The organism is Streptomyces spinoverrucosus, assembly GCF_006539505.1.
Classification (GTDB): Bacteria; Actinomycetota; Actinomycetes; order Streptomycetales; family Streptomycetaceae; genus Streptomyces; species Streptomyces spinoverrucosus.
In genome coordinates this window covers 1-24665 of record NZ_BJND01000065.1, presented here as the reverse complement: position 1 = coordinate 24665, position 24665 = coordinate 1, and the positions used below count along the sequence as shown (strand labels likewise).

General features: G+C 72.2%; 25 protein-coding genes and 1 pseudogene. 18 read left to right on the top strand and 8 right to left on the bottom strand.

Annotated elements, in window-relative coordinates; genetic code table 11:
- Nucleotides 1–90: 90 nt before the first annotated feature.
- Nucleotides 91–2211 carry a S9 family peptidase gene (locus SSP24_RS33930; RefSeq protein WP_141313812.1) on the bottom strand — a complete coding sequence of 707 codons (2121 nt, stop codon included), beginning with the start codon at nucleotides 2209–2211 and terminating at the stop codon, nucleotides 91–93.
- 176 nt (nucleotides 2212–2387) lie between these two features.
- Here SSP24_RS33930 and SSP24_RS33925 point away from each other — a divergent pair, with 176 nt between their 5' ends.
- The 8 genes from SSP24_RS33925 (at nucleotide 2388) to SSP24_RS33885 (ending at nucleotide 9798) form a co-directional block, all read left to right on the top strand.
- Nucleotides 2388–2582 carry a hypothetical protein gene (locus tag SSP24_RS33925; protein WP_141313811.1) on the top strand — a complete coding sequence of 65 codons (195 nt, stop codon included), beginning with the start codon at nucleotides 2388–2390 and terminating at the stop codon, nucleotides 2580–2582.
- A 30-nt stretch (nucleotides 2583–2612) separates the two neighbouring features.
- Complete coding sequence (gene mshB / locus SSP24_RS33920; protein ID WP_141313810.1) at nucleotides 2613–3473, top strand: N-acetyl-1-D-myo-inositol-2-amino-2-deoxy-alpha-D-glucopyranoside deacetylase; 861 nt, start codon at nucleotides 2613–2615, stop codon at nucleotides 3471–3473.
- Nucleotides 3470–3880, top strand: coding sequence for a DUF6113 family protein (locus SSP24_RS33915; protein ID WP_141313809.1), 411 nt, complete (start codon nucleotides 3470–3472; stop codon nucleotides 3878–3880). Before mshB ends, SSP24_RS33915 begins: the two co-directional genes overlap by 4 nt.
- A 161-nt stretch (nucleotides 3881–4041) precedes the next feature.
- Nucleotides 4042–6258: a hypothetical protein gene (locus SSP24_RS33905; protein ID WP_167529781.1), complete on the top strand. Its 2217-nt coding sequence runs from the start codon at nucleotides 4042–4044 to the stop codon at nucleotides 6256–6258.
- 111 nt (nucleotides 6259–6369) lie between these two features.
- The gene (locus SSP24_RS33900; protein ID WP_141313806.1) at nucleotides 6370–7284 is read left to right on the top strand and encodes an ABC transporter ATP-binding protein; all 915 of its coding nucleotides are present in this window, start codon (nucleotides 6370–6372) and stop codon (nucleotides 7282–7284) included.
- On the top strand, nucleotides 7281–8021 hold the full coding sequence (locus SSP24_RS33895; RefSeq protein WP_141313805.1) for an ABC transporter permease: 741 nt from the start codon (nucleotides 7281–7283) through the stop codon (nucleotides 8019–8021). Before SSP24_RS33900 ends, SSP24_RS33895 begins: the two co-directional genes overlap by 4 nt.
- Nucleotides 8018–9187, top strand: coding sequence for a sensor histidine kinase (locus tag SSP24_RS33890; protein WP_167529782.1), 1170 nt, complete (start codon nucleotides 8018–8020; stop codon nucleotides 9185–9187). Before SSP24_RS33895 ends, SSP24_RS33890 begins: the two co-directional genes overlap by 4 nt.
- Nucleotides 9184–9798 carry a response regulator transcription factor gene (locus SSP24_RS33885; RefSeq protein ID WP_141313804.1) on the top strand — a complete coding sequence of 205 codons (615 nt, stop codon included), beginning with the start codon at nucleotides 9184–9186 and terminating at the stop codon, nucleotides 9796–9798. Before SSP24_RS33890 ends, SSP24_RS33885 begins: the two co-directional genes overlap by 4 nt.
- 98 nt (nucleotides 9799–9896) lie before the next feature.
- Here the strand turns inward: SSP24_RS33885 and SSP24_RS33880 are convergent, their stop codons facing one another.
- Complete coding sequence (locus tag SSP24_RS33880; RefSeq protein ID WP_141313803.1) at nucleotides 9897–10748, bottom strand: transglutaminase family protein; 852 nt, start codon at nucleotides 10746–10748, stop codon at nucleotides 9897–9899.
- 2 nt (nucleotides 10749–10750) lie between these two features.
- Nucleotides 10751–11749: a GNAT family N-acetyltransferase gene (locus tag SSP24_RS33875; RefSeq protein WP_141313832.1), complete on the bottom strand. Its 999-nt coding sequence runs from the start codon at nucleotides 11747–11749 to the stop codon at nucleotides 10751–10753.
- A 141-nt stretch (nucleotides 11750–11890) separates the two neighbouring features.
- On the opposite strand from SSP24_RS33875, the gene fdxA reads away from it, so the two are divergent.
- Together fdxA and SSP24_RS33865 are read left to right on the top strand one after the other, a co-directional pair.
- The gene (fdxA, locus tag SSP24_RS33870) at nucleotides 11891–12211 is read left to right on the top strand and encodes a ferredoxin (RefSeq protein WP_141313802.1); all 321 of its coding nucleotides are present in this window, start codon (nucleotides 11891–11893) and stop codon (nucleotides 12209–12211) included.
- 110 nt (nucleotides 12212–12321) lie between these two features.
- Nucleotides 12322–13416, top strand: a complete 1095-nt coding sequence (locus tag SSP24_RS33865) for a bifunctional succinyldiaminopimelate transaminase/glutamate-prephenate aminotransferase (protein WP_141313801.1) — start codon at nucleotides 12322–12324, stop codon at nucleotides 13414–13416.
- A gap of 98 nt (nucleotides 13417–13514) precedes the next feature.
- Here the strand turns inward: SSP24_RS33865 and SSP24_RS33860 are convergent, their stop codons facing one another.
- A complete protein-coding gene (locus SSP24_RS33860) occupies nucleotides 13515–13961 on the bottom strand; it encodes an ATP-binding protein (RefSeq protein WP_141313800.1) in 447 nt (148 codons plus the stop codon).
- 340 nt (nucleotides 13962–14301) lie between these two features.
- Nucleotides 14302–15279: a VldE C-terminal domain-containing protein gene (locus SSP24_RS33855; protein ID WP_141313799.1), complete on the bottom strand. Its 978-nt coding sequence runs from the start codon at nucleotides 15277–15279 to the stop codon at nucleotides 14302–14304.
- Between the two features lie 83 nt (nucleotides 15280–15362).
- Here SSP24_RS33855 and dapE point away from each other — a divergent pair, with 83 nt between their 5' ends.
- Together dapE and SSP24_RS33845 are read left to right on the top strand one after the other, a co-directional pair.
- A complete protein-coding gene (gene dapE, locus SSP24_RS33850; RefSeq protein WP_141313798.1) occupies nucleotides 15363–16442 on the top strand; it encodes a succinyl-diaminopimelate desuccinylase in 1080 nt (359 codons plus the stop codon).
- Nucleotides 16443–16568: 126 nt separating this feature from the next.
- Nucleotides 16569–17327 (top strand): LOG family protein, encoded by a 759-nt coding sequence (locus SSP24_RS33845; RefSeq protein ID WP_141313797.1) that lies wholly within the window; start codon nucleotides 16569–16571, stop codon nucleotides 17325–17327.
- Between the two features lie 586 nt (nucleotides 17328–17913).
- Here SSP24_RS33845 and folP read toward each other — a convergent pair.
- Nucleotides 17914–18774: a dihydropteroate synthase gene (gene folP / locus SSP24_RS33840; RefSeq protein ID WP_141313796.1), complete on the bottom strand. Its 861-nt coding sequence runs from the start codon at nucleotides 18772–18774 to the stop codon at nucleotides 17914–17916.
- A 182-nt stretch (nucleotides 18775–18956) separates the two neighbouring features.
- On the opposite strand from folP, the gene SSP24_RS33835 reads away from it, so the two are divergent.
- The gene (locus tag SSP24_RS33835) at nucleotides 18957–19310 is read left to right on the top strand and encodes a DivIVA domain-containing protein (protein WP_141313795.1); all 354 of its coding nucleotides are present in this window, start codon (nucleotides 18957–18959) and stop codon (nucleotides 19308–19310) included.
- Nucleotides 19307–19894: a DNA-3-methyladenine glycosylase I gene (locus SSP24_RS33830; RefSeq protein WP_141313794.1), complete on the top strand. Its 588-nt coding sequence runs from the start codon at nucleotides 19307–19309 to the stop codon at nucleotides 19892–19894. Before SSP24_RS33835 ends, SSP24_RS33830 begins: the two co-directional genes overlap by 4 nt.
- Nucleotides 19895–19914: 20 nt before the next feature.
- On the opposite strand, the gene chcB is transcribed toward SSP24_RS33830, so the two are convergent.
- The gene (chcB, locus tag SSP24_RS33825; protein ID WP_141313793.1) at nucleotides 19915–20718 is read right to left on the bottom strand and encodes a 2-cyclohexenylcarbonyl CoA isomerase; all 804 of its coding nucleotides are present in this window, start codon (nucleotides 20716–20718) and stop codon (nucleotides 19915–19917) included.
- 379 nt (nucleotides 20719–21097) lie between these two features.
- On the opposite strand from chcB, the gene SSP24_RS33820 reads away from it, so the two are divergent.
- Nucleotides 21098–21265, top strand: a complete 168-nt coding sequence (locus SSP24_RS33820; protein WP_003966491.1) for a DUF3117 domain-containing protein — start codon at nucleotides 21098–21100, stop codon at nucleotides 21263–21265.
- A gap of 119 nt (nucleotides 21266–21384) precedes the next feature.
- On the opposite strand, the gene SSP24_RS33815 is transcribed toward SSP24_RS33820, so the two are convergent.
- Nucleotides 21385–22083 carry an O-methyltransferase gene (locus SSP24_RS33815; RefSeq protein WP_280527091.1) on the bottom strand — a complete coding sequence of 233 codons (699 nt, stop codon included), beginning with the start codon at nucleotides 22081–22083 and terminating at the stop codon, nucleotides 21385–21387.
- Between the two features lie 235 nt (nucleotides 22084–22318).
- On the opposite strand from SSP24_RS33815, the gene sigE reads away from it, so the two are divergent.
- The 3 genes and pseudogenes from sigE to SSP24_RS43600 form a co-directional block, all read left to right on the top strand.
- Nucleotides 22319–23020, top strand: a complete 702-nt coding sequence (gene sigE, locus SSP24_RS33810; RefSeq protein ID WP_141313831.1) for an RNA polymerase sigma factor SigE — start codon at nucleotides 22319–22321, stop codon at nucleotides 23018–23020.
- The gene (locus SSP24_RS33805) at nucleotides 23017–23982 is read left to right on the top strand and encodes a zf-HC2 domain-containing protein (protein WP_141313791.1); all 966 of its coding nucleotides are present in this window, start codon (nucleotides 23017–23019) and stop codon (nucleotides 23980–23982) included. Before sigE ends, SSP24_RS33805 begins: the two co-directional genes overlap by 4 nt.
- Before the next feature lie 136 nt (nucleotides 23983–24118).
- Nucleotides 24119–24665 (top strand): annotated as a pseudogene (locus SSP24_RS43600) (protease); the annotation flags it as partial.

The window sequence follows — 24665 nt, the reverse complement described above, 5'->3', positions numbered from 1 at the left end:
ATACGGACGCGTCAGTCTCTACAACGTACGGCCGTGCGGGTGCCGTAAACAGGCCGGGGCGCGCCATGTCGCCCCGGCCTGTTGCTGTCCCTACGCCAGCCCCAGCGACCGCTTCAGGAAGTCGAGCTGGAGCAGCAGCAGGTTCTCCGCGACCGTTTCCTGCGGGGTCATGTGCGTGACGCCCGAGAGCGGCAGGAACTCGTGCGGGCGGCCGGCGGCCAGGAGGGCGGTGGACAGGCGCAGCGAGTGGGCCACGACCACGTTGTCGTCCGCCAGACCGTGGACGATCATCATCGGCCGGGCCGGCTCCACGGCGTCCACCAGGCCCGCGTCGTCGACCAGCGAGTTGCGCCGGTAGACCTCCGGCTGTTCGTCCGGGTGGCCGAGGTAGCGCTCCTGGTAGTGGGTGTCGTAGAGCCGCAGATCGGTGACCGGCGCGCCCACGATCCCGGCGTGGAAGACGTCCGGTCGGCGCAGCACCGCGAGCCCGGCCAGGTAGCCGCCGAAGGACCAGCCGCGGATCGCGACCCGGGTCAGATCGAGCGGGAAGTCGGCGGCGAGGGCCTGGAGCGCGTCCACCTGGTCCTGGAGGACCACCGACGCCATGTCGTCGCGGACCGCCTTCTCCCAGGCGGGGGAACGGCCCGGGGTGCCCCGTCCGTCGGCGACGACGACCGCGAATCCCTGGTCGGCGAACCACTGCGAGGTGAGATACGGGTTGTGCGCGGCGACCACCCGCTGGCCGTGCGGACCGCCGTAGGGATCCAGCAGGACCGGCAGGGGAGTGTCACCGGGGTAGTCACGCGGCATAAGCACGGCGCACGGAATCCGCCGTGCGCCCCCCTCGGTGAGGGTCACCCGCGGGGACATACCGGGATCCTCGGCGTACGACGGGATGCTCGCCACCGGCTTGCCGTCGTGCAGCACCTGCACCCGGGCCCCAGGCCGGTCGAGCGTCGCCGTCACGAGGACGGTCACCTTCCCTGCGCGTACCGCCGAGTGCACGCCGGGCTCCTGGGACACGCGCTCCAGGCCGAGTTCATTGACGCGGTAGACATGCACCTCGCCGATTTCCGGCGCGGCCGCCTCCTCGCCCGCCGAGGCCGACACCAGCACGTCGTCGTCCGATACGTCGAGCACCGCACGCACATGCAACTGCGGCCCGGTCAGCGGGCGTTCACCCACCGCCAGCACCCGCGCGCCGCCCTCGTCGGCGATCCGCACCAGCTGCCCCGAGGGGGACCAGCACGGCACCCCAGGGAAAAGATCCAGCCAAATCGGATCTTCGTCGGCGTGCACCATCCGGGTGCCCCCGGTGTCCGGATCGACGGCCAGATACAGCTGACTGCGCTGGTCGCGCGCCTGTACGAGCAGCAGTGGCGCACCCGCCGCTGACCAGTGCACTCGCGCCAGATACGGATACCGCGCCCGGTCCCAGACGACCTCCGTGCGCGTCCCGTCCAGGCCGATCACGAACAGCCGTACGTCCGCGTTCTCCGTCCCGGCCGCCGGATACGGAACGTGGTGTGGCTCACGTTCCGGCTGGGCCGGATCGGAGATCCACCACCGCCGCACCGGCGTGTCGTCCACGCGCGCCACCAGCAGCCGGTCGGAGTCCGGCGCCCACCAGAAACCTCGCGAACGTGCCATTTCCTCGGCCGCGATGAACTCGGCCAGACCGTAGGAAACCGACTCCCCGTCAGGTTCCGCGAGCGCCCGGTCCCCCTCGCCCTCGGCGCCGATCACCCGCAGGGCGCCCTGCGCGACGTAGGCGATGTGCCGCCCGTCGGGGGACGGGCGCGGGTCGATCACCGGTGCGCGGACGGGGAGTTCGCGTGCCGTGCCGGCCCGCAGCTCCGCCGCGAAAAGCCGCCCTGACAAGGCGAAAGAGGCCAACTCCACAGCCGTGTCGGTGGCATAGCCGACGATGCCGGCGCCGCCCTCACGGCTGCGTTCGCGGCGCGCCCGCTCCTCGGGCGAGAGGTCTTCCGCCGCCCCGCCCAGCAGGGCGCGCGGGTCGGCCGCCAGGCGCTCGGCGGAGTCCGCCAGATCGAGCACCCACAGGGCGTTCGCCCGGTCCGTGCCGGAGGGCGAGCGCAGGAACACGACACGGGAACCGTCGGGAGCCACGGTGAACGAACGCGGCGCGCCGAGCGTGAACCGCTGGGTGCGGGCGTGCCGTCGGGGGAAGGAGTCAGGCTCGGTCGTCATGCCCCGACCATATTGGCCATGCGCCCCCTTGTGCGGCTGTGCGCCATTCGATGCGCGCGTACGGATAGTTATGATCACTAGCGCTGTGTGGGTATGAACCTGCTGGCCGCTGTATGGATTTACAAGTTCCCTCGCACTGTTTTCCCCACATCCCGGGTTCTTGGAGGTGAGCCGCCGTGGCACTCTCGATTTCGGCGGTGGTGCTGCTGGCGATCATCGTCTTCCTGCTGATCAGGAAGTCGGGGCTGAAGGCCGGGCATGCGGTCGTGTGCATGCTGCTGGGTTTCTACCTCGCCTCGTCCACCATCGCGCCCACAATCAGCGAGCTGACCACCAACATCGCCGGCATGATCGGCAGCATCAAGTTCTGAGCGGCCCGCTCTGCTCGTAGGGTGGGGTCCATGACGGAACGGCCCTCCAGGCGTCTGCTGCTGGTGCACGCGCACCCGGACGACGAGTCGATCAACAACGGCGCGACCATGGCCAGGTATGCGGCCGAGGGTGCCCATGTGACCCTGGTCACCTGCACCCTTGGTGAGCGCGGCGAGGTCATCCCGCCCGAACTCGCGCACCTGACCGGCGCCGGCCTCGGCGAGCACCGCCTGCGCGAGCTGACCGCGGCCATGCGCGCGGTCGGCGTCGAGGACTTCCGTCTGCTCGGCGGCCCCGGCCACTACCAGGACTCCGGGATGATGGGCCTGCCCGACAACGACGACCCCGGCTGCCTGTGGCAGGCGGACGTCGACGAGGCCGCCGCCCACCTCGTCGAGGTGATCCGCGAGGTACGGCCCCAGGTCCTCGTCACCTACGACCCCGACGGCGGCTACGGCCACCCCGACCACATCCAGGCCCACCGCATCGCCATGCGCGCCGCCGACCTGGCCGCCGAGGCGGGCCTCGGCATCGCCAAGGTCTACTGGAACCGCGTCCCGCGCACCATCGCCGAGGACGCCTTCGCCCGCCTCCAGGAGGTGCTGCCCGGCCTCACCTTCCCCAAGAGCGCGGTGATCGACGACGTACCCGGCGTGGTCGACGACGAGCGGATCACCACCGAGATCGACGGCACCGCGTACGCCGCCGCCAAGGCCGCCGCGATGGCCGCGCACGCCACGCAGATCGAGGTCGCCGAGCCGTACTTCGCGCTCTCCAACCAGCTCGCGCAGCCGCTGTTCAGCACCGAGTACTACGAGTTGGTGCGCGGTCAGCAGGGTGCTCAGGGCCGGGAGACGGACCTGTTCGCCGGGATCGAGGTGGCCTCATGAGCGACCGGCAGTCGATGCTCACGCAGCCCCTGCACCGCCCCTCCGCCGGGCGGATGGCCGCCTACCTGGGCCTGTTCATGCTCGGCCTGGTGGTGGGAGCCGCCGGATCGCTGGTGCAGGCCGCGTGGTTCCCGGGCGGGCTGCTGCTGGCCCTCGCGGGCGCGGCCGGGGCGTTTCTCGGCGGGGCGTGGGCGACCGGCGGCCGGGGTGGGGCCCTCGCGGGCGCGGCCGGCTGGATGCTCGCCGTCATCCTCCTCACCGCCAGCCGTCCGGAAGGGGACTTCCTCTTCGCGGCGGGCGTGGGCTCGTACGCCTACCTGCTCGGCGGGATGGCCGTCGCTGTGATCTGTGCCACCCTCGCGCCGACGCGGCAACCCGGTGGCCGGTCCGTCCGACTTGGCGAATGACGTACCAGTTCGCCGTCAGGCGCTCGTGCGAGTCCCGTGTGGGTTTCCCCAGCGGTCGCGGGATACCCGCCCGAAGTGGCCAGTATGGTGGAGCCGCCGCCGAGCTGCCCGCGTATATCTGAGGTCGTAACGGGCGGTGGAGCCAACCGGGAGAACCTGCCTTGAGTCGTGAAACTGACAGTCCGTCCTCCGGGCCCAACGGGCGCGGGGGTACCGCATACCCCTCGGGCACGCCGCCCTACGGCACCCCCACGGCTTCCGACAGCGGTGCGGACGCGGGCCGTTCGGGCGGACAGCCCGAGGAGCGCAAGACCGAGACGACGCTGACGACCCGGATCCGGATCAACATCCCCGGATCGCGGCCCATTCCGCCGGTCGTCGTACGCAAGCCCGTCGCGGACACCGACAGCGCCGACGGCGGCGGCGCCGAGGCGGCGGCGCCGGGCGCGGCCACCTCCACGAGCACGGTCGAGTCCCCCGCCGAGCAGCAACAGCCGGGGACCGGCGAGGAGAAGACGAGCGACTGGTTCGCGCCCCGCAAGTCCGGTGCGCCCAAGCCCGGTCAGGGCGGCGGTGCCACCAACGGCGCGGGCCCGTCCGGCGGTTCGGCCGATCCCGGCGCCCCGGCCGCCGCTCAGGGCGGCGCGCGTCCCGGCGGTGTCGTCGGTTCCATGAACATGCCGGGCGCCTCCCGGCCCGGCGCGCCGAACGGCGCCCGCCCCGGCGGCACCAACGGCGCCGGGCTCCCCGGCGCGACCGGCGGCCCGGTGGCCCCCGGCCACGGCGGCGGCACCGGCTCCTTCGACGTCACCGAGGCGCTCGCGGCGGGCCCGCGGGGCAACGGCAACGGCAACGGCTCCCACCCGGGCGAGCCGCGCCGCGACGACCTGCCGTACTTCACGGAGCCCGGCCAGAACGGCCAGAACGGCCAGGGCGCGCCGAACGGGCAGGCTCCGTACGGCACTCAGCCCCCGTACGGCGGTCAGGGCGCCGCGCCCAACGGCCAGAACGGTCCGAGCGGTTACGGCGGCCTGGGCGGCCCCGGCGGCCCCGGTGGACCGGTCGGCCCGCAGGGCCCCGCGGGCCCGACCGGCGGCCCGGTCACCGGCGACAGCCCCCTCGCGACGCCGAACGCGGCCGGCGCACCCGGCACCGCCGCGCACCCCGGCCCCGGCGGCGGGCTGAGCGACGACACCGCGATCCTCACCCCGCAGAAGCCGGCCCCCGAGCCGCCCCCCGGCAGCCCCTTCGCCCCTGTCGACAACGTCTCCGGGGACACCCTCAGCAGCGGCATCCCGGTCGTGCCGCCCGCCGACCGAGGCACGCCGTTCGGGCCGGGCGGCGCGCCCACCGGCGGGCCGCTGCCGCACACCCCGCCGAAGCGGCCCGAGCCGGCACAGCAGAGTGCGCCCGCGGCCGCGCCCAAGAAGAAAAAGAAGGGCCGCAACAAGCTGGTGCTGCTCGGTGGCGGCGTGTTCGCCATCGCCGGTGTGGCCTACGGCGCCGGTCTGCTGATGAACCACTCCGACGTGCCCAAGGGCACCACCGTGCTCGGCGTGGACATCGGCGGCGGCACCCGCGACGACGCCGTCAAGAAGCTCGACGAGGCCCTCGGTGACCGCATCGACAACCCGCTGAAGCTGTCCGTCGACGGCGAGACCGTCTCGCTCAAGCCGGACCAGTCGGGCCTGCAGTTCGACGCCGACGCCACGGTCGACGCCGCCGCCAAGAGCGACTACAACCCCGTCTCCGTGATCGGCTCGCTCTTCGGGCAGGAGCGGGTCGTCGAGCCGGTCATGCCGGTCGACGAGGAGAAGCTGCAGTCCGCCCTGCAGACCGCGGCGGGCGGCGCGGGCAGCGCCACCGAGGGCACGATCAAGTTCGAGTCGGGCAAGGCGGTCGCCGTCTACGGCAAGGCCGGCCAGGGCATCGCCGTCGACCGGGCCACCGAGGCCGTCGAGGAGGCCTACCGCACCCAGGTGCAGACCGGCACGGCCACGCCGGTCCAGGTGCCGACCACCACCAAGCAGCCGACAGTGTCCAACGCCGAGGTCGACCGGATGATGAAGGAGTTCGCCGAGCCGGCGATGTCCGCCAACGTCATCGTCCAGACCGACGCGGCCCACACGATCGCCTTCAGCCCGGAGAACTCCCTGTGGAAGTTCCTCCGCGTCAAGGCGATCGACGGCAAGCTCGTCGACACCTACGACGAGGCCGCCCTGAAGGACCTCTACGGCAAGACCTTCGACGGCGTCCTCATCACCCGGGCCACCGGCCAGAAGACCCCGGTCACGGTCCAGGACGTCATCGGCGCCCTGCGCCCGGCCCTGAAGAGCACGACGAACCGCGTGGCGACGATCGACACCAACCCCAACTAGCGAAGGGGCACCCGCCCGCCGGGTGCCCTCCTCGTCCATGACATCTGTCATCCGGCAGTCAGGATCACCGACACTGCCGGGCGCCCGGCCCGCCCGGACACGATGGCTGCCATGACGACAACAGCGACCACGGCGGTCGCCTTCGACCAGGTGAGCAAGAGCTACGGCACCGTCCGCGCCGTAGACGCCCTGACGCTGACCCTGCACCCCGGTCAGACCGTGGCCCTGCTGGGCCCCAACGGCGCCGGCAAGTCGACCGCCCTCGATCTCCTCCTCGGCCTCAGGCAGCCCGACACCGGCACGGTCCGTCTCTTCGGCAGCACCCCGCGCGAGGCGATCGTCGCCGGGCGGGTGGGCGCGATGCTGCAGAGCGGCGGACTGATGGACGGCGTCACGGTCGCCGAACTGGTGCGGCTGGCCTGCGCCCTGCACCCCAGGCCCTACGCCGTCACCGACGTACTGTCCCGCGCGGGCATCGACCGCCTCGCCGACCGCAGGGTCGACAAACTCTCCGGCGGCCAGTCCCAACGCGTCCGGTTCGCCCTCGCCACCGCCGGCGACAGCGACCTGATCGTCCTCGACGAGCCGACCACCGGCATGGACGTCACCACCCGCCAGGCCTTCTGGGCCACCATGCGCGACCAGGCCGACCACGGCCGTACGGTCCTCTTCGCCACCCACTACCTCGAAGAGGCCGACGCCATCGCCGACCGCGTCCTCGTCCTGCACCGCGGCCGGCTGCTCGCCGACGGCACCGCCACCGAGATCAAGGCGAAGGCGGGAGCCCGCAGGATCACCTTCGACCTCGACGCCCCGATCGACGAAACCGCCCTGCGCGCCCTGCCCTTCGTCTCCTCCCTGGACGTCTCCGGACCCACCGTCCGCATCCGCTCCACGGACGCCGACGCGACCGTCCACGGCCTCTACGCCCAGGGCTCCTACCCCCGCAACCTGGAAGTCGCCGGCCTGGGCCTGGAGGAGGCCTTCGTCGCGCTCACCACCGCCGAGGAGGCGCGCACCGCATGAACAACCTGGTCACCCTCGAACTCACCCGCGCCCTGCGCAACCGCAAGTTCCTCTTCTTCTCGGTGATCTACCCCTCGGTGCTGTTCCTGCTGATCTCGGGAACCGCCGACAGCACGACCACGATCGACGGCACGGGCCTGACCCTCCCGACGTACATGATGGTCTCCATGGCCTCCTTCGGCGCCCTGACCGCCGTCCTGATGGGCAACAGCGAGCGCATCGCGAAGGAGCGGGAGAACGGCTGGGTACGGCAACTGAGGCTCACCCCGCTGCCCGGGCGCGGCTACGTCCTCGCCAAGACGGCGAGCGCGGCCGTGGTCAGCCTGCCCTCGATCGTGATCGTCTTCGTGGTCGCGGCGGTGGCGAAGGACGTACGGCTGGACGCCTGGCAGTGGCTCGCCCTGACCGGCGCGATCTGGGCGGGCAGCCTGGTCTTCGCCGCGCTCGGCGTGGCCATCGGCTACCTCGCCAGTGGGGACGCGGTCCGCCCGATCACGATGATCGTCTACTTCGGTCTGTCCATGCTCGGCGGTCTGTGGATGCCGACGACGACGTTCCCCGGCTGGCTCCAGGACATCGCCGAGTGGCTGCCCACGCACGCGTACGCTGCTCTGGGGCGGGCCATCGAACAGAGCCAGGCCCCGCAGGCCGGGGACATCGCCGTACTCGCCGTCTCCTTCCTGCTCTTCGCGGGCGGGGCGGCCTGGCTGTACCGGAAGGACTCGCTGAAGGCGTGAGCGGCATCGGCGTCGGTATCGGGCAGCGCCCGCAGAACCGCAAGCAGCGGATGATCAAGACCCTGTGGACGGGCATCTGGCTCGTCTACCTGAGCGCCCCCGTCACCGACCTCTTGCACGGCGGCCACAGCACGGGCGTCCGCGTCCTCGGCTGGATCGGCCTGGTGGCCTTCGTCATCTGGTACATGATCCTGCTGTTCCGCACCGGCCGCTGGGACAGGAACGTCCCGGTGCTGGGCTCGCTCGCGGTCCTGTCCGCCCAGTCGACGCTCCTCGCGGTCACCCTCGGCCGCGAGTGGCTGGTCCTCTTCGTCTACGTCTCGATCGCGTCCGGCGCCGCACTGCCCCTGCGGTACGCGCGCTGGACCATCCCCGGCGCGGCCGCCCTGATGACGTCCGTCGCCCTGGCCGTCCCGGACGGCACCGCCTACCTGGCCGGGCTGCTCATCCCGGCCCTGCTCGGCGGCTTCGCCATGACCGGCGTACGCGAACTCGTCCGCACCACCGTCGCCCTGCGCGAGGCCCGCGCCACCGTCGCCCACCTGGCCGCCAACGAGGAACGGCTGCGGCTCGCCCGCGACCTGCACGATCTCCTGGGCCACTCCCTGTCCCTGATCACCCTCAAGAGCGAACTGGCGGGCCGGATGCTCCCGGACCACCCCGACAAGGCGGCCCAGCAGGTCGCCGACATCGAACGGGTCAGCCGCCAGGCCCTCGTCGACGTCCGCGAGGCCGTCAGCGGCTACCGGCGCCCCCGCCTGGCCGCCGAACTCGCGGGCGCCCGGGTCGCCCTGACCGCGGCCGGGGTCACCCCCGACATCCCGCTGGAACCGGACGTCGCCGACGTCCCCGAGGAGAGCGAGTCCGCCCTCGCCTGGGCGCTGCGCGAGGCGGTCACCAACGTCGTACGGCACAGCGGCGCCAGCCGATGCACGGTCACCGTGGCCCGTCGGCAGACCCTCGACGGCCCGGTACTGGACCTGTGCGTCGAGGACGACGGCCCGGGAACGGGCGGCGGCACCGGCGAAGGCCCCGGCCACGGCCTGACCGGCCTCGCCGAGCGCCTGCACAAGGCGGGCGGCACGTTGGAGGCGGGCCCGCTGAAGCAGGGCTTCCGCCTGGTCGCGAGGGTCCCCGCCGGCCCGGCCGTAGGATCCGGGACATGAGCCGCACGATCAGGGTCCTGCTCGCCGAGGACCAGGCGATGGTCCGCGAGGCACTGGCCGCGCTGCTCGGCCTGGAGGACGACATCGAGGTGGTCGCCCAGGCGGCGCGCGGCGACGAGGTGCTGCCGCTGGCCCGCGCGCAGGACGTCGACGTGGCCCTCCTCGACATCGAGATGCCGGGTGCGACCGGCATCGAGGCGGCGGCCCGACTCCACCAGGAGCTGCCCGACGTACGCCTGGTCATCCTCACCACCTTCGGCCGCCCCGGCTACCTCCGCACCGCCATGGAGTCCGGCGCCGACGCCTTCCTGGTCAAGGACGCCCCGGCCGCCCAGCTGGCGGAGGCGATCCGCAAGGTGCTCTCCGGCGAGCGGGTCATCGACCCGACCCTGGCGGCAGCGGCCCTGGCGGAGGGCGCGAACCCTTTGACGGACCGCGAACGAGAGGTACTGCGAGCGGCAGCGGACGGCTCCACAAACGCGGAACTGGCGGCAACCCTGCACCTTTCCCAGGGCACGGTCCGCAACTACCTCTCAACGGCAATCCAAAAACTGGCGGCCCGCAACAGAACGGAAGCGGCCCGAATCGCCCAAGACAAGGGCTGGCTATAAGCACCGATCAGGGCAGCGCCCCCAGGGGCGCGGGGAACTGCGCGACCAGCCACACCAAACCCGCACCCGCCGACGCTCAGAACCCCCACAACGAACCGCTAATTCAACAACGCCCGAGCCGCCCGAGCCTCCCCCCGCACCCTCTCCGCCGCCCCCTCATCCACAGCCCCCACAACCTCCGCATACGCATCCAATTCCTCCGCCGCCCCCAAAAAATCCCCCCGCCGCACCAGCAACTGCGCCCGCTCATACCGCAACCGAGCCGGATGCGAAGGCAGCAGCAACGACAACTCCACAGCCCACAACCCCACATCCGACCGCTCGACCCGCGCCGCAGCCCACGCCCGGATGTTGTTCAGAATCCGCAGCACCACATCCAACGGATCCGCAGGCACCAGCATCGAAGCATCCAGCGGCGCCCCCGTGGCCCCCACCACCAGCAACTCCGCATCCTTCCCACTGAGCACCCGCCCCCCGTCGAACGGATCCGCCAGCACCTGCTCATCCGCCTCGCCGAGCCCGACGACGAAGTGCCCCGGCAACGCCACCCCATACACCGGCGCCCCCGCCCGCCGAGCCACCTCCATCCACACCACCGACAGCAGAATCGGCAACCCCCGCCGCCGCACCAGCACGGCATGCAGCAGCGACGACTCCAGCCGTTGATAGTCCGCGGCGGAGCCGCGAAACCCGCACTGCTCGCCCAGCAGCTCCCGCAACGCCACCGCCCACGCCCGCGCCCCACCCGGCCGGAACGGCAGCAGCCCGGCCAGCCGGTCCAGTTCCACCTGCGCGGCGTCGATGCCCGCCTCGTCCAGCGTCCCGTCGGCCTGGGCGCTCACCAGCAGACACAGCGTCGAAAGATCGGGCCGCTCGGCCCGCGCCTCCTCGGCGAACCGGCGCCGCAGCTCGGCGGACCGCTCCGGCGGTGGTGGGAAGGGTGGACGCATGGCTACCTGCCCTCCGGCTCCCGGAAGTGGTGGTACGTGTGGTGCACACCGAAGCCCAGCCCGGCGTACAACGCCCGTGCACCGGCATTGTCCGTCTCGACCTGGAGCCACGCCGCCGACGCGCCCTCCTCCAGCGCCCGCCGGGCCAACGCGGCCATCACCTCGCTCGCCAGCCCCCGGCGCCGTAGCGCGGGATCCACCTCGACGGCGGCGAACCCGGCCCACCGCCCGTCGACGACACACCGTCCGATGGCCGCGGGCACGTCGCCCTCCCCGGGCACACTCGCGAACCACACCGAGCTCCCGCTCCCCAGCACCCGCAGCGCCACCTCACTCAGCCCCTTGCGCTGATACCGGGCCAGCCACCCCGCATCCGCCTCCCGGGACAACACCACCCCGGCACCCTCGGCCCGATCCGCGACCGCCGCGAGCCCGCCGACCCACAGCTCGGCGGACACCTCCCGCACCCACCCCCGCCGCTCCAGCTCCGCGCACAGCAGCTCCTGCGTGCCCTCGGCTCCGGTGGCGGTCTGGATGTACGCGGGCAGGCCGCGGTCGCCGTACCAGCGCCGTACGACGGACAGCGCCTCGTCGAGCGACACGCCGGGGTCGCCGAGCGGAAGCACGGAGTTGGCGCGCCGCGTGAACCCGGCGGCGGCGCGCAGCTCCCACTCGCCCAGCCGCTCGCTCTCCAGCGGCCGCCAGGCGCGCGCGGTGCCCCTGGCCAGCTCCTCGTAGGAGGCCGTGGGGCCGCGTCGCCGGGCCGGTGCCGGAGGCACGACCTTGCCCGCGACCAGCGAGGATTCCTCGATCCGGACGCGTTCGCCGTCCCGCCGTGTGATCACGAGCACACCCTTGTCCCAGGATGTGAGAACACCCACCGTGTCGGTGAATTTCTGCTCCGTGACACGAGGGTCCCCCAACCGCCGTACCGAGACGCGTTTGCCCACGTCAGCAGCGGTGATACGGACCTCAAGGCGTCCTGCCGCCGATATTTCCACAGGTCGGTTCACCCCTCCTGTTCGGATCATGCCCAGGAACGGAGATACTAGAGGCGGGCATCGACGACGCCGCGCTCCCGCGCGCCAGGCGGCGGAGCCTGAGGAGGCCCGCCAGCGCCCTATCCGAGGAGGAACGACAGCGTGACCTACGTCATCGCGCAGCCTTGTGTCGACGTCAAGGACAAGGCGTGCATCGAGGAGTGCCCGGTCGACTGCATCTACGAGGGCTCCAGGTCCTTGTACATCCACCCGGACGAATGTGTCGACTGCGGGGCATGTGAGCCGGTCTGCCCGGTCGAGGCGATCTTCTACGAGGACGACGTGCCGGAGGAGTGGAAGGACTACTACAAGGCGAACGTCGAGTTCTTCGACGAGCTCGGCTCGCCCGGCGGCGCCAGCAAGCTCGGCCTGATCGAGCGGGACCACCCCTTCGTCGCCGCGCTGCCGCCGCAGGCCGACTGACGCCGTAAGCGGCCCGAACCGCGCCGCCTCGGTCCCGTACGGCCCGATCACCCCGATCGTCGCCGCACGGGACCGAGTCGTTTGCCGCAGCAGAAAGTGAGCCAGACACCGTGTCCGCAGTCTCCGACCGCCTGCCCACCTTCCCCTGGGACAAGCTCGCGCCGTACAAGCAGACGGCCGCCGCTCACCCGGACGGCGTCGTCGACCTCTCCGTCGGCACCCCGGTCGACCCGGTCCCCGAGCTGATCCAGAAGGCGCTGATCGCCGCCGCCGACTCGCCCGGCTACCCGACCGTCTGGGGCACGCCCGAACTGCGCGACGCGATCACCGGCTGGGTACGGCGCCGCCTCGGCGCCCGCGACGTCACCCACCACCACGTCCTGCCGATCGTCGGCTCCAAGGAACTCGTCGCCTGGCTCCCCACCCAGCTGGGCCTCGGCCCCGGCGACAAGGTCGCCTACCCGCGCCTGGCCTACCCGACGTACGAGGTGGGCGCGCGCCTGGCCCGCGCGGACTACGAGGTGTACGACGACCCGACGGACCTCGACCCGGCGAACCTGAGGCTCCTGTGGCTGAACTCGCCCTCCAACCCGACGGGCAAGGTGCTGTCGAAGGCGGAACTGACCCGGATCGTCGCCTGGGCCCGCGAGCACGGCGTCCTGGTCTTCTCCGACGAGTGCTACCTCGAACTCGGCTGGGAGGCCGACCCGGTCTCGGTCCTCCACCCGGACGTCAACGGTGGCTCGTACGAGGGCATCGTCTCGGTCCACTCCCTCTCCAAGCGCTCCAACCTCGCGGGCTACCGCGCCGCCTTCCTCGCCGGCGACCCGGCCGTCCTCGGCCCGCTGCTGGAGATCCGAAAGCACGGCGGCATGATGACGTCCGCGCCGACACAGGCGGCGGCGGTGGCGGCGCTGGGCGACGACACCCACGTCCGTGAGCAGCGCGAGCGTTACGCGGCCCGTCGTACGGCCCTGCGCGAGGCCCTGCTGGGCCACGGCTTCCGCATCGAGCACAGCGAGGCCAGCCTCTACCTGTGGGCCACCAGGGACGAGTCCTGCTGGGACACGGTCGCCCACCTGGCCGACCTGGGCATCCTGGTAGCACCGGGCGACTTCTACGGCCAGGCGGGCGAGAAGTTCGTACGCGTGGCCCTGACGGCGACGGACGAGCGGATCGCGGCAGCGGTGAAGCGGCTCGCGTGAGCCTCTGAGCACAGCGACTCTGAGCGGACTCTGAGCACAGCGACGGCGCCCAGGAACAACGTCCTGGACCCCGTCGCTCAGTAAGCGGCGCCCGGCACTCAGCCGATCGGCAGCCCGGTGGTCGGCAGCGACTGCGTGCTCAGCCCGCCCTTGGTCAGCCCGTCGGTCGGCAGCCCGCCCGTGGTCGCGGTGGACGCGGCGTCACCCACGGCGACCCCGGCCGCCCCAGCGGTGTCACCCACGGCCTTCTGCACGGCCGGCGTCGCCTTCTTCGCGGCCTGGCCACCGGTCTTGCCCGCGGCCGGCACCGCCGTCTTGACCGCCTTGCTGCCGGTGTCACCGGCGGTGCCGGTGACACTCTGCGCCGCACTGTCGACGGTGTTGCCGACGCTCGCCCCGTCCAGGGCGGAGAGTCCGCCGAGGTTGGGGGCGGCGGGCAGTTCGGGGGCCGCGCTGGCGGAGCCGGCCGCACCGACCCCGGCAGCCGCTCCCGCTGCGACGAGCAGCGCGGCACGGGCGATCCGACGGGTCAGGGGGAGGGACATGGTGCTCCTTCGACGGAGATAACGGTGAAGTGTCCAGCCGTGCCCGGGAGTTGACCCCGCGATGTCGGTCGCGTTGTGGGTCTCGCTCTCGGGCTCGGACGCACTGACTACCGCTCGAAGCCCCCGAAGGTTGCGGCGGGCCAACGTAAAGAGTTGGTAATGCGTCGCATTATCGGCTGTGGATAAAAACGGGCAAAGAACACCCGGTCCGAAAGTCTGCCGAATCCTTACAGCCCCGTGTTCCCAAGGGCTTTGACGCATACGAGGGTGAGGGCGCGAAAACCTGAGCACCCCGTCGCCCCGAGTGGACGCACGTAACCCCTGCGAGTGACCGCTCGTACTACTGCGCAGTGACAATGCGGACGGCGTTCGCGGTCCCCGCGCTCTGCGCCCGGTCCGCATTGCTCGCGTCGCCCGTCCCGGCACGCCACTGGCTGTCGGTGTGCCCCGCGACCCACTCCCGCCCGGCGTACGAGACGCGTTCGATGTGCAGCGCGGAGGCGTTGGCCACGGCCCAGTGGGCGAGCTGCCAGCCGCGCTCCCGGGCGCTGCGCCCGTCGGTGTCCTCGGCGACGGGCACGGTCACGGTCCGCCCGCTGGTCTCGGTCACCAGGGTCGGCGTGGGAGAGGGCGTCGTGGCGCCCACCTCGGCACCGGCCTGCTGCACGGCGTCCCGCCCGAAGTCCCGTACGAGCGCGGAGCGCACCGCGTCGGGACCGGCGGTCGCGGTCGCGCCCGGCCGGCCCTCGCAGGTCAGCGTGGCCGCCGAGCGCCCGGTGAGGGCGGCGGCGAGCAGGGTGGCGTCGGGCTCGTGCTTGGCGTACGCCTGCGGGAAGCCGCTGCGCTGCACGCGCTGGGCGGCGACGGTGAGGGGCAGCCGGGTGTAGCCGGGGACCTTGACCAGATGGTCGTAGAACATGCCCGCCGAGTAGATCGGGTCCATGATCTGCTCCTCGGTGCCCCAGCCCTGCGAGGGCCGCTGCTGGAACAGCCCGAGCGAGTCGCGGTCGCCGTGGCTGATGTTGTGCAGCGCGGACTCCTGCAGGGCGGTCGCGAGGGCGATGGTGACGGCCCGTTCGGGCAGCCCGCGGGCGGTGCCGACGGCGGTGATCGTCGCGGCGTTGACGGCCTGTTCGGGGCTGAACTCGTACGTCGCCCCGTCGCCGTCGGCCGAGACGACCTTGCATCCCGGGCCGCCGGTGCCTCCGGTGATGTACTGCACCGCGAGATAGCCCGCGACCGCGAGAAGGACGACGAAGGCCGCCCCGATACGGAGGAGGCGGCCGCGACGCTGGAGAGTAGGGGACGGCTCTGGCACGCGTACAAGGTACTGGAGAGTACGGAGTGACTGGAGCCTGGTGCGGAAAGTACTCCCAGGTCGCGAAAGGCTAGGGTCAAGGCATGGCCGACTCCCCGCTTGATCTCACCCTGGACGCCGCACAGCTCACCGCCCAGCTTGTCGACTTCCCGTCGGAGAGCGGCAGCGAGAAGCCGCTCGCGGACGCGATCGAGACCGCGCTGCGCGCCCTGCCGCACCTCACGGTCGACCGCTACGGCAACAACGTCGTCGCCCGCACCGACCTGGGCCGGTCGCAGCGGGTGATCCTCGCCGGGCACATCGACACGGTGCCGATCGCCGACAACGTACCGTCCCGGCTGGACGACGACGGTGTGCTGTGGGGCTGCGGCACCTGCGACATGAAGGCGGGCGTCGCGGTGCAGCTGCGCATCGCGGCCACGGTCCCGGCCCCCAACCGCGACCTGACCTTCGTCTTCTACGACAACGAGGAGGTCGCCGCCGACCTCAACGGCCTCAAGCACGTCGCCGAGGCGCACCCGGAGTGGCTCCAGGGCGACTTCGCGGTGCTGCTGGAGCCGTCCGACGGCCAGGTCGAGGGCGGCTGCCAGGGCACGCTGCGCGTGCTGCTGACGACGACGGGCGAGCGGGCGCACTCGGCGCGCGGCTGGATGGGCTCCAACGCGATCCACGCGGCGGCCCCGATCCTGGCCCGCCTCGCCTCGTACCAGCCCCGCTACCCGGTGATCGACGGCCTGGAGTACCGCGAGGGCCTGAACGCGGTACGGATTTCGGGCGGTGTGGCCGGAAATGTCATCCCCGACGAGTGCGTGGTCACGGTCAACTTCCGCTACGCCCCGGACCGTACGGAGGAGGAGGCGATCGCCCACGTCCGTGAGGTGTTCGCGGACTGCGGCGTGACCGACTTCATCGTCGACGACCACAGCCCGGGCGCGCTGCCCGGCCTGTCCCACCCGGCCGCGGCGGCCTTCGTCGAGGCGGTGGGCGGCACCCCGCAGCCCAAGTACGGCTGGACGGACGTCTCCCGCTTCAGCGCGCTGGGCATTCCGGCGGTCAACTACGGCCCCGGCAACCCGCACTTGGCGCACAAGCGGGACGAGCGGGTGGAGACGGCGAAGATCCTGGCGGGCGAGGAGCGGCTGCGGGCTTGGCTGACGACGTGACGAGCACGCGGGGCTCTGTGCGTGCGGGGGCGCGCTTTGTTGGGCCAGACATACACATGTCCCCCTCCCGTAACCGGCGTGGATCTACGCTGAGGTGGAAACACCCCGCAAGCGGAGGGAGCGCACATGGCCACCGGCAACCCTGAGGGCAAGCAGCAGCCGCCGGAGGAGCAGCGCCTCGGCCCGGTCCTCCGTCGGCGGAGCCAGGTGACGGCGAGCACGACGGACCAGCGCCTGCTGGACGCGGGCGGCCCGTCGGACTGGGTCCACACCGACCCGTGGCGCGTCCTTCGCATCCAGTCGGAGTTCATCGAGGGCTTCGGCACGCTCGCCGAACTCCCGCCCGCGATCAGCGTGTTCGGCTCGGCGCGTACGCCGGTGGAGTCCGCCGAGTACGAGATCGGCGTGCGCCTCGGCCGAGGCCTGGTGGAGGCGGGTTTCGCGGTCATCACCGGCGGCGGCCCCGGGGCGATGGAGGCGGCCAACAAGGGCGCGTGCGAGGCGGGCGGCATCTCGGTCGGCCTGGGCATCGAGCTGCCCTTCGAGCAGGGCCTCAACCCCTATGTCGACATCGGCCTGAACTTCCGCTACTTCTTCGTCCGCAAGATGATGTTCGTCAAGTACGCGCAGGGCTTCGTGGTCCTGCCGGGCGGCCTGGGCACGCTGGACGAACTCTTCGAGGCCCTGACCCTGGTCCAGACCCAGAAGGTCACCCGCTTCCCCATCGTCCTGTTCGGCACCGACTACTGGGGCGGCCTGATCGACTGGCTCCGCAACACCCTGGTCACCCAGGGCAAGGCATCGGAGAAGGACCTCCACCTGTTCCACCTGACGGACGACGTGGACGAGGCGGTGGCGCTGGTGTCGAAGGAGGCGGGCCGCTAGCGCTGGGCTCGAGCCGGTCCGTCAGTCACCCGGCGCCTGCCCCGCACCCGGCGCCGGGGCGACGCCCTCTGGGGGCTGCCGCCCCCAGCCCCCCGCTTCGGCCTGAACGGCCTCGTCCTCAAACGCCGGACGGGCTGAGGCGTTGGGACCGACGGTGTTGGTCGGGGAGGGCGTGGGTTCAGTCTGCTGGGTGGGCTGGAACCCGTCTGGGGAAGGCGGGAGCGGAAGCCAGGGGTCCAGGGGACGGAGTCCCCGGCGGGGTCTGGGGCGGAGCCCCAGTGGGGGCCACTTCTTGCTCAACCGAGTCGGGTGGGGGCGCGGGGGCGGAGCCCTGTCAGGGGTCCGGGGGACGGAGTCCCCGGCGGAGTCTGGGGCGGAGCCCCAGTGGGTCACCTCTTGCCCAACCGAGTCGGGTGGGCGGGTGGGCAACGGGGGTGCAGGGGCGGAGCCCCGCCGGGGTCTGGCGGAGCCCCAGGGGCGTTCACTTCTTGGCCGAGCGAGTCGGGTGGGCGGGTGGGCAATGGGGTCTGGGGCGGAGCCCCAGTCGGGCCACCTCTTGGCCGAGCGAGTCGGGTGGGCCGAGGCCTCAGGCCAGCCCCCTGCGGGCAACCGCCGGCTCACGCCACCCCGCGATCGCCGACACCATCTCCAGCACCTGCCGAGTCTCCGCCACCTCATGCACCCGGTACACCTGCGCCCCGAGCCACGCGGACACCGCCGTCGTCGCCAACGTACCGATCACCCGTTCCTTCACCGGCTTGTCCAAGCTCTCCCCGACAAAGTCCTTGTTGGACAGCGACACCAACACCGGCCACCCCGTCTCGACCATCTCCCCGAGCCGCCGCGTCGCCTCCAGACTGTGCCGCGTGTTCTTCCCGAAGTCGTGCCCGGGATCGATCAGCACCGACTCCCGAGGCACCCCCAACGACACCGCCCGCTCAGCCAGCCCCAACGTCACCCGCAGAATGTCCGCCATGACGTCGTCGTACGTCACCCGATGCGGCCGCGTACGCGGCTCCGCACCCCCCGCGTGCGTACACACCAGCCCCACCCCGTACCGCGCGGCGACCTCCGCCAGCCGCGGATCCACCCCACCCCACGCGTCGTTCAGCAGATCCGCCCCCGCCTCGCACACCGCCTCCCCGACCTCGTGCCGCCAGGTGTCCACACTGATGATCACGTCCGGGAACCGCCGCCGCACCTCCGCCACGAACCCCACCGTCCGCCGCGCCTCTTCCCGCGCGCTCACCTCCTCGCCGGGCCCCGCCTTCACCCCGCCGATGTCGATGATCGCGGCCCCCTCGGCCACCGCCTGCTCCACCCGAGCAAGGGCGGGCTCGTCGCCGAACGTGGCCCCTTGGTCGTAGAAGGAGTCCGGGGTCCGGTTCACGATCGCCATGATCACCGGCTCGCGCGGGTCGAACTCCCGCCTGCCCAGCCTGAGCATCCCCTGTGACCTCTCCTCGTTCATCCTGGCCCTGGACCCTGTCCTAGGCCCTGCCCCAGGCCCCTTGCGACCGCCTGCGACCCTAACTGTCAGACTCGCATGGCACGATCGGACCCTGACACATCCGACGCCGTCGTACGCCACACGTACGCCGGCACACTCCGCGTGGGGGCCCTGAAGCGATGGTTATGTTCTTTTTCCTGGTCGTCGCCCTCGCCGTCGTGGTCGCCGCGGTGACCCTCGCCGTGGTCGGCGGCGGCGAGCACGGCCCGCTCCCCGAGGCCGCGCCCGAGCGGCTGCAGGACCCGCTGCCCCCGGACCGCCCGGTCAGCCGCACGGACATCGACGCCCTGCGCTTCCCCCTCGCCGCCCGCGGCTACCGCATGGCCGACGTCGACGACGCCCTGAACCGCATCGCCGCCGAGCTCGCCGAGCGGGACGCCCGGATCGCCGACCTGGAGTCCGCCCTGGCCGGCGCCCAGGCCGCCGCCCGCGTCCCCACGGACCGGACCGCCCGGGAGGAGGACCACCGGTGAGCGACGGCACCGCCCTGGCCGGCCCGGACGGCGCGCTGCGCTGCCCCTGGGCCCTGTCGACGCCGGACTACGTGACGTACCACGACGAGGAGTGGGGCCGCCCGGTCCACGGCGACGACGCGCTGTTCGAGCGGCTGTCCCTGGAGGCCTTCCAGTCCGGCCTGTCCTGGATCACCATCCTGCGCCGCCGCCCCGGCTTCCGCGCCGCCTTCGCCGACTTCAAGATCGCTACGGTCGCCGGCTTCACGGACGCCGACCGCGACCGCCTCCTCACCGACGCCCGCATCATCCGCAACCGCGCGAAGATCGACGCCACCCTCGCCAACGCCCGCGCGCTGGCCGACTGGGCGCCGGGCGAGCTGGACGCCCTGATCTGGTCGCACGCCCCAGACCCGGCCACCCGCCCGGTCCCGAAGACCATCGCCGACGTCCCCGCGGTCACCCCGGAGTCGACGGCCCTGTCCAAGGCCCTGAAGAAGCGGGGCCTGCGCTTCGTGGGCCCGACGACGGCGTACGCGCTGATGCAGGCATGCGGCCTGGTCGACGACCACCTCGTGGACTGCCTCGCCCGCCGCATCGGCTAGGGCCTGTCGGGGGACCCGGCTCAGCGCCCCAGGTACTTCGGCTTCTCCTTGTTCACGAACGCCTGCACCGCGATCCCGTGGTCCTCCGACGCCCCCGCCCGCGACTGCAGCTCGTCCTCCTTCTGCAGCGTCTCGGCCAGGGAGTGGCTGAGCCCGTACGCCACGGCCTCCTTGATCGCCGCGTACGCCACCGTCGGCCCCTCGGCCAGCGCGCGGGCCACCTGCTCGGCCTCCGCCCGCAGCTCAGCCGTCGGCACGACGCGGTTCGCGATGCCCAGCTCGTACGCCTCCTGCGCCTTGACGCTGCGCGGGAAGAGCAGCAGGTCGGTCGCGCGCCCGGGCCCGATCACGCGCGGCAGCGTCCAGGAGACGCCGGAGTCGGCCGTCAGCGCCACGCCCGCGAACGACGTGTTGAAGGCCGCCGTGTCCGCCACGACCCGGTAGTCCGCGGCCAGCGCGAAACCGAAGCCGGCCCCGGCGGCGACCCCATTCACCCCCGCCACCACGGGCTTCGCCATGTCGGTCAGCGCCCGCACGATCGGGTTGTAGTGCTCACGCACGGTGCTCATCGTCTGCCCCTCGCCCGCCTCCCGGTCGGCGGCCAGCAGCCCGATGTGCTCCTTGAGGTCCTGGCCCACGCAGAACGCCCGGTCACCGGCCGCGGTCAGCAGCACCGCCCGCACGGCGGCGTCGGCCGCCGCGGACTGGACCGCGTCCCGGAGGGCGACCTTGGCCTCGATGTTCAGCGCGTTCATCGCCTCGGGGCGGTTCAGCGTGATCGTCGCGAGCCCGTCGTTCACCTCGTAGAGCACGGTGTCGGCCATGGCGTATCCCCTCCGGGTCGGCGGCTTGGGGCGTACCGCTCGGTACGTCCTGTCTGAGGACAGCATGGCGGAGATCACCGACAACGGCCCCGAGCGTCCGTGTGAGCTGCGTCAAAGAATTCGGGCCGGTTTCCGGTCCGCGGAAGTCCATGCGGCTGCGCAGTATCGCAGTCACATCGCCGAATTGAGTGGTTTTGCTCGCGCGCGTTGCCCAAGCGATGCCGACTGATGTTGGTCATCGGGTCGTGAGATGCGGGATAATGGCTGGGAAGCAATGTGTTCGATGCCGGTGTCGCGTGTCTGGCTTCACGGACCGCGCGTGCCCTTCAGCGGGCCGTCGGCCTTGACGATGAGCTGGTTTTCAGGAAGGGGAACGAGCATGGCGGCCATGAAGCCGCGGACGGGCGACGGCCCGCTCGAGGTGACCAAGGAGGGGCGGGGCATCGTCATGCGCGTTCCGCTCGAAGGCGGCGGTCGGCTCGTCGTCGAGCTGACCCCGGACGAGGCCGACGCGCTCGGCGACGCCCTCAAGAAGGTCGTGGGCTGACCCGCAGGCGACCATACCCTTTCAGCCGCCCCGACACCGCATCCGGTGCCGGGGCGGCTGCATGTCCGGCAATGTCCGGTACGAACATGCAGGCCACCGGCGTCACAGGAGTCACAGGGTCACCGCTTGACCGCGCACAGCAGCCCGTCGCCCACCGGCAGCAGCGACGGCACCAGCTCCTGGCTCTCGCGCACCGCGCGCAGCAGCTCCCGCAGCCGCAGCACCTCCGTCGGCTGCGGCCCCGAGTCCACCGTGCGCCCGTTGGCGAAGACACCCTCGAACGCCACGAGCCCGCCCGGCCGCAGCAGACGCAACGATTCAGCGAGGTAGTCCAGCACCTCCAGCCGGTCACCGTCGCAGAAGAGGAGGTCGTAGCCGGCGTCCGCGAGCCGGGGCAGCACGTCCAGAGCCCGGCCGGGGATGAACCGGGCCCGATTGCTGGCGAACCCGGAGGCGCGGAAGGCCTGCCGCGCGAACTGCTGGTGCTCCGGCTCGGGGTCGACGGTGGTCAGCACGCCGTCCGGACGCATCCCGTGCAGCAGATGGATCCCGGAGACACCGGTGCCGGTGCCGATCTCGGCGACGGCTTTGGCGTCCACGGAGGCTGCCAGCAACCGCAGCGCCGCGCCCGTGCCGGGCGACACCGAGCGCAGCCCTGCCTCCCGGGCCCGGTCCCGGGCCCAGTGCAGCGCCTCGTCCTCGGCGACAAAGGCGTCGGCGAACGCCCAGCTCGTCAGCCGGTTGCCGGTAATGACCCTCTCCTGTCCCCGTGGTTGCCTGGGCGTGACTGTATCCGTTGGCGCCGGGAACCCGCAGATGGGACCGGGCGTTTAGAAGGGTGGGAGACGACGGCGGGGGACACAGTTGGATCACGACGACGAGCGGGACGGCGAGCAAGTGCTGACGCAGCCGTATGAGCCGTATCAGCACAGATCAATTTCTCGTAAAACCGCTTATGGGGAGCTAACGGGCGAGGTGGCTATGGTAGGGGCTCCACTGGACACCACCAGAGCTGACAGGGGAGGTGCGGCTGCGCCTGTGGCCCGCACAGGAGTGCTGAGGCGCTTCCTCGGGTCGGCGGGCAGGCCGAAATCCGTGAACGACACCGCTGCTGACCACCGCCACGCCGCCGGCCACGACCGGACCGCGACCTTCTCCACCGACGCGGACGGGCAGGCGTGGACTCCGCCCACCTGGGAGGAGATCGTCAGCACCCACAGCGGTCGTGTGTACCGGCTGGCCTACCGCCTCACAGGCAACCAGCACGACGCCGAGGACCTCACCCAGGAGGTCTTCGTCCGGGTATTCCGCTCCCTGTCGACGTACTCGCCGGGCACGTTCGAAGGCTGGCTGCACCGCATCACGACGAACCTGTTCCTGGACATGGTCCGCCGCAAGCAGCGCATCCGCTTCGACGCCCTCGGTGAGGACGCGGCCGAGCGGCTGCCCAGCCGCGAGCCGTCCCCGCAGCAGGTCTTCAACGACGCGCACTTCGACGCGGACGTCCAGCAGGCCCTCGACACCCTCGCGCCCGAGTTCCGCGCCGCGGTCGTCCTGTGCGACATCGAAGGACTGTCGTACGAGGAGATCGCCGCGACCCTCGGCGTCAAGCTGGGCACGGTCCGCTCCCGGATCCACCGCGGCCGCTCCCAGCTGCGCAAGGCCCTGGCGCACCGGTCCCCGGAGGCGCGCGCCGAGCGCCGCTCCTTCGTGCCCCGTATCCCCGCTCTGGGGGGAGGGGGCGCGTCCGCGTGAGTGGCACACGACCGACAGCTGCCGAGGAGCGCCTCGCAGAGCAGCACCTGGGAGACCGACTCGCCGCCCTGGTGGACGGCGAGCTCGGTCATGACACGCGTGAGCGTGTGCTGGCGCACGTGGCGACCTGCCCGAAGTGCAAGGCGGAGGTCGATGCCCAGCGCCGGCTGAAGAACGTCTTCGCGGAGGCCGCCCCTCCGCCGCCCTCCGAGAGCTTCCTGGCCCGTCTTCAGGGGCTCCCCGGAGGAGGTGACCTCGACGGTGGTGTCCCACCGGTCGGGGGAGGATTCGGCGGTGGGCTGCCCACGGCACGGCCCGGCGCCACCGGCGTCTTCGGCATGAGGCGCGGCGAGCGCTTCGACTTCGAGTACGTCCCCACCGCCGCGCACGCCTCCGTGCTGCCCGCATCCGCACAGCGCGGCTTCCGTATCCATGACGTCGGCCGCAGTGAGGCCGAGCGGGCGGCGGCCTCGCGTGGGCGCCGGTTCGCCTTCGTGGCCGCCGGGGCGGTGTCCCTGGCGGCGATCGCCCTGGGCGGCGTCACCACGGGCGCGCCGGGCGACACGGACGCCCGGGGCGGCTCGGGAAGCAATGTGACCCCGGCCCGCCCGGGCTCGGGTACGGCGACGGTGCCCGAGAACCAGCGGCGCCGCGGCGCCGGCCCACTGCTCGCCCAGGGCCAGGGCGGCCGGACACTCGGGGACACGCCGGTGGCCCCGACGGAGGTGTCCGCCCCGCTGCTGCCGGGGGTTGCGGCCCAGCCGGCGCACGCGCTGACGGCTCCCGGGGTGGTCGGCGCGGCCGCGACGTCGCCGTTGATACGTCCGCCGGCGGCGACCCCGCCGATCACGCTCACCAGCTGGTCGACGGCACCGGAGGTCATGGCTCCCGGCCTGCTCGCGGCACCCGTCACCGACGGGACGCCCACTTCCTCCGCGTCCTCTCCCGGCATGCCCCGCTGACCGGGCCCTGCGGCGCGGTGCGCGAACCTGGTTGAATCCAGGGTGGACCGCGCCCACGCCACGGCGTCCGGCGCGGAATCGACGAACTGCGGCCACACCAACGACGAGCCGGGCCGCGGCCAGCTGTGGGGAGAGCATGAACGAGGGCAGCGTGCCGACGCCGGGCAAGGGGGAGGGCGACTTCGAGCTGAGGCGCCCGGAGGATGTGCCCGAGGGGGCGGCGTCCGACGAGGCGCCGCCGGGTGAGGCTTCGCGGGACGATGCGTCGCAGGCATCGAAGGGTGACATGACCGCGTCCGCTGCGGTTCCGGTCCCCGCGCCCGCCGTCGAGGACGTCAGGCCCCTCCACGATCCCGACCCGTACAGCACCCCGCCCTACGGCGAGCCCGGCCCGTGGGCGCCCGCTCCGCCCGTACAGCATCCGGCGACCACACCCGCGCAGGGCACGGCGATGGCACCGCCGGTGGCGCCGCCGCACGGGATGCCCGCTCCGGGGGTTCCGGCGCCCGCAGTGCCGCCGTCTCCCGCGCCTGGCGTGCCGGGTCCCGCAGCGGCCGTGCCGGGTCCCGCACCGGCCGTGCCGGGTCCCGCAGCGGCCGTGCCGGGTCCCGCGCCTGCCGTACCGGCCCCGACGCAGGCCGTATCGGCTCCCGGGCCTGCCGCGCCGGGCCCCGCGCCTGCCG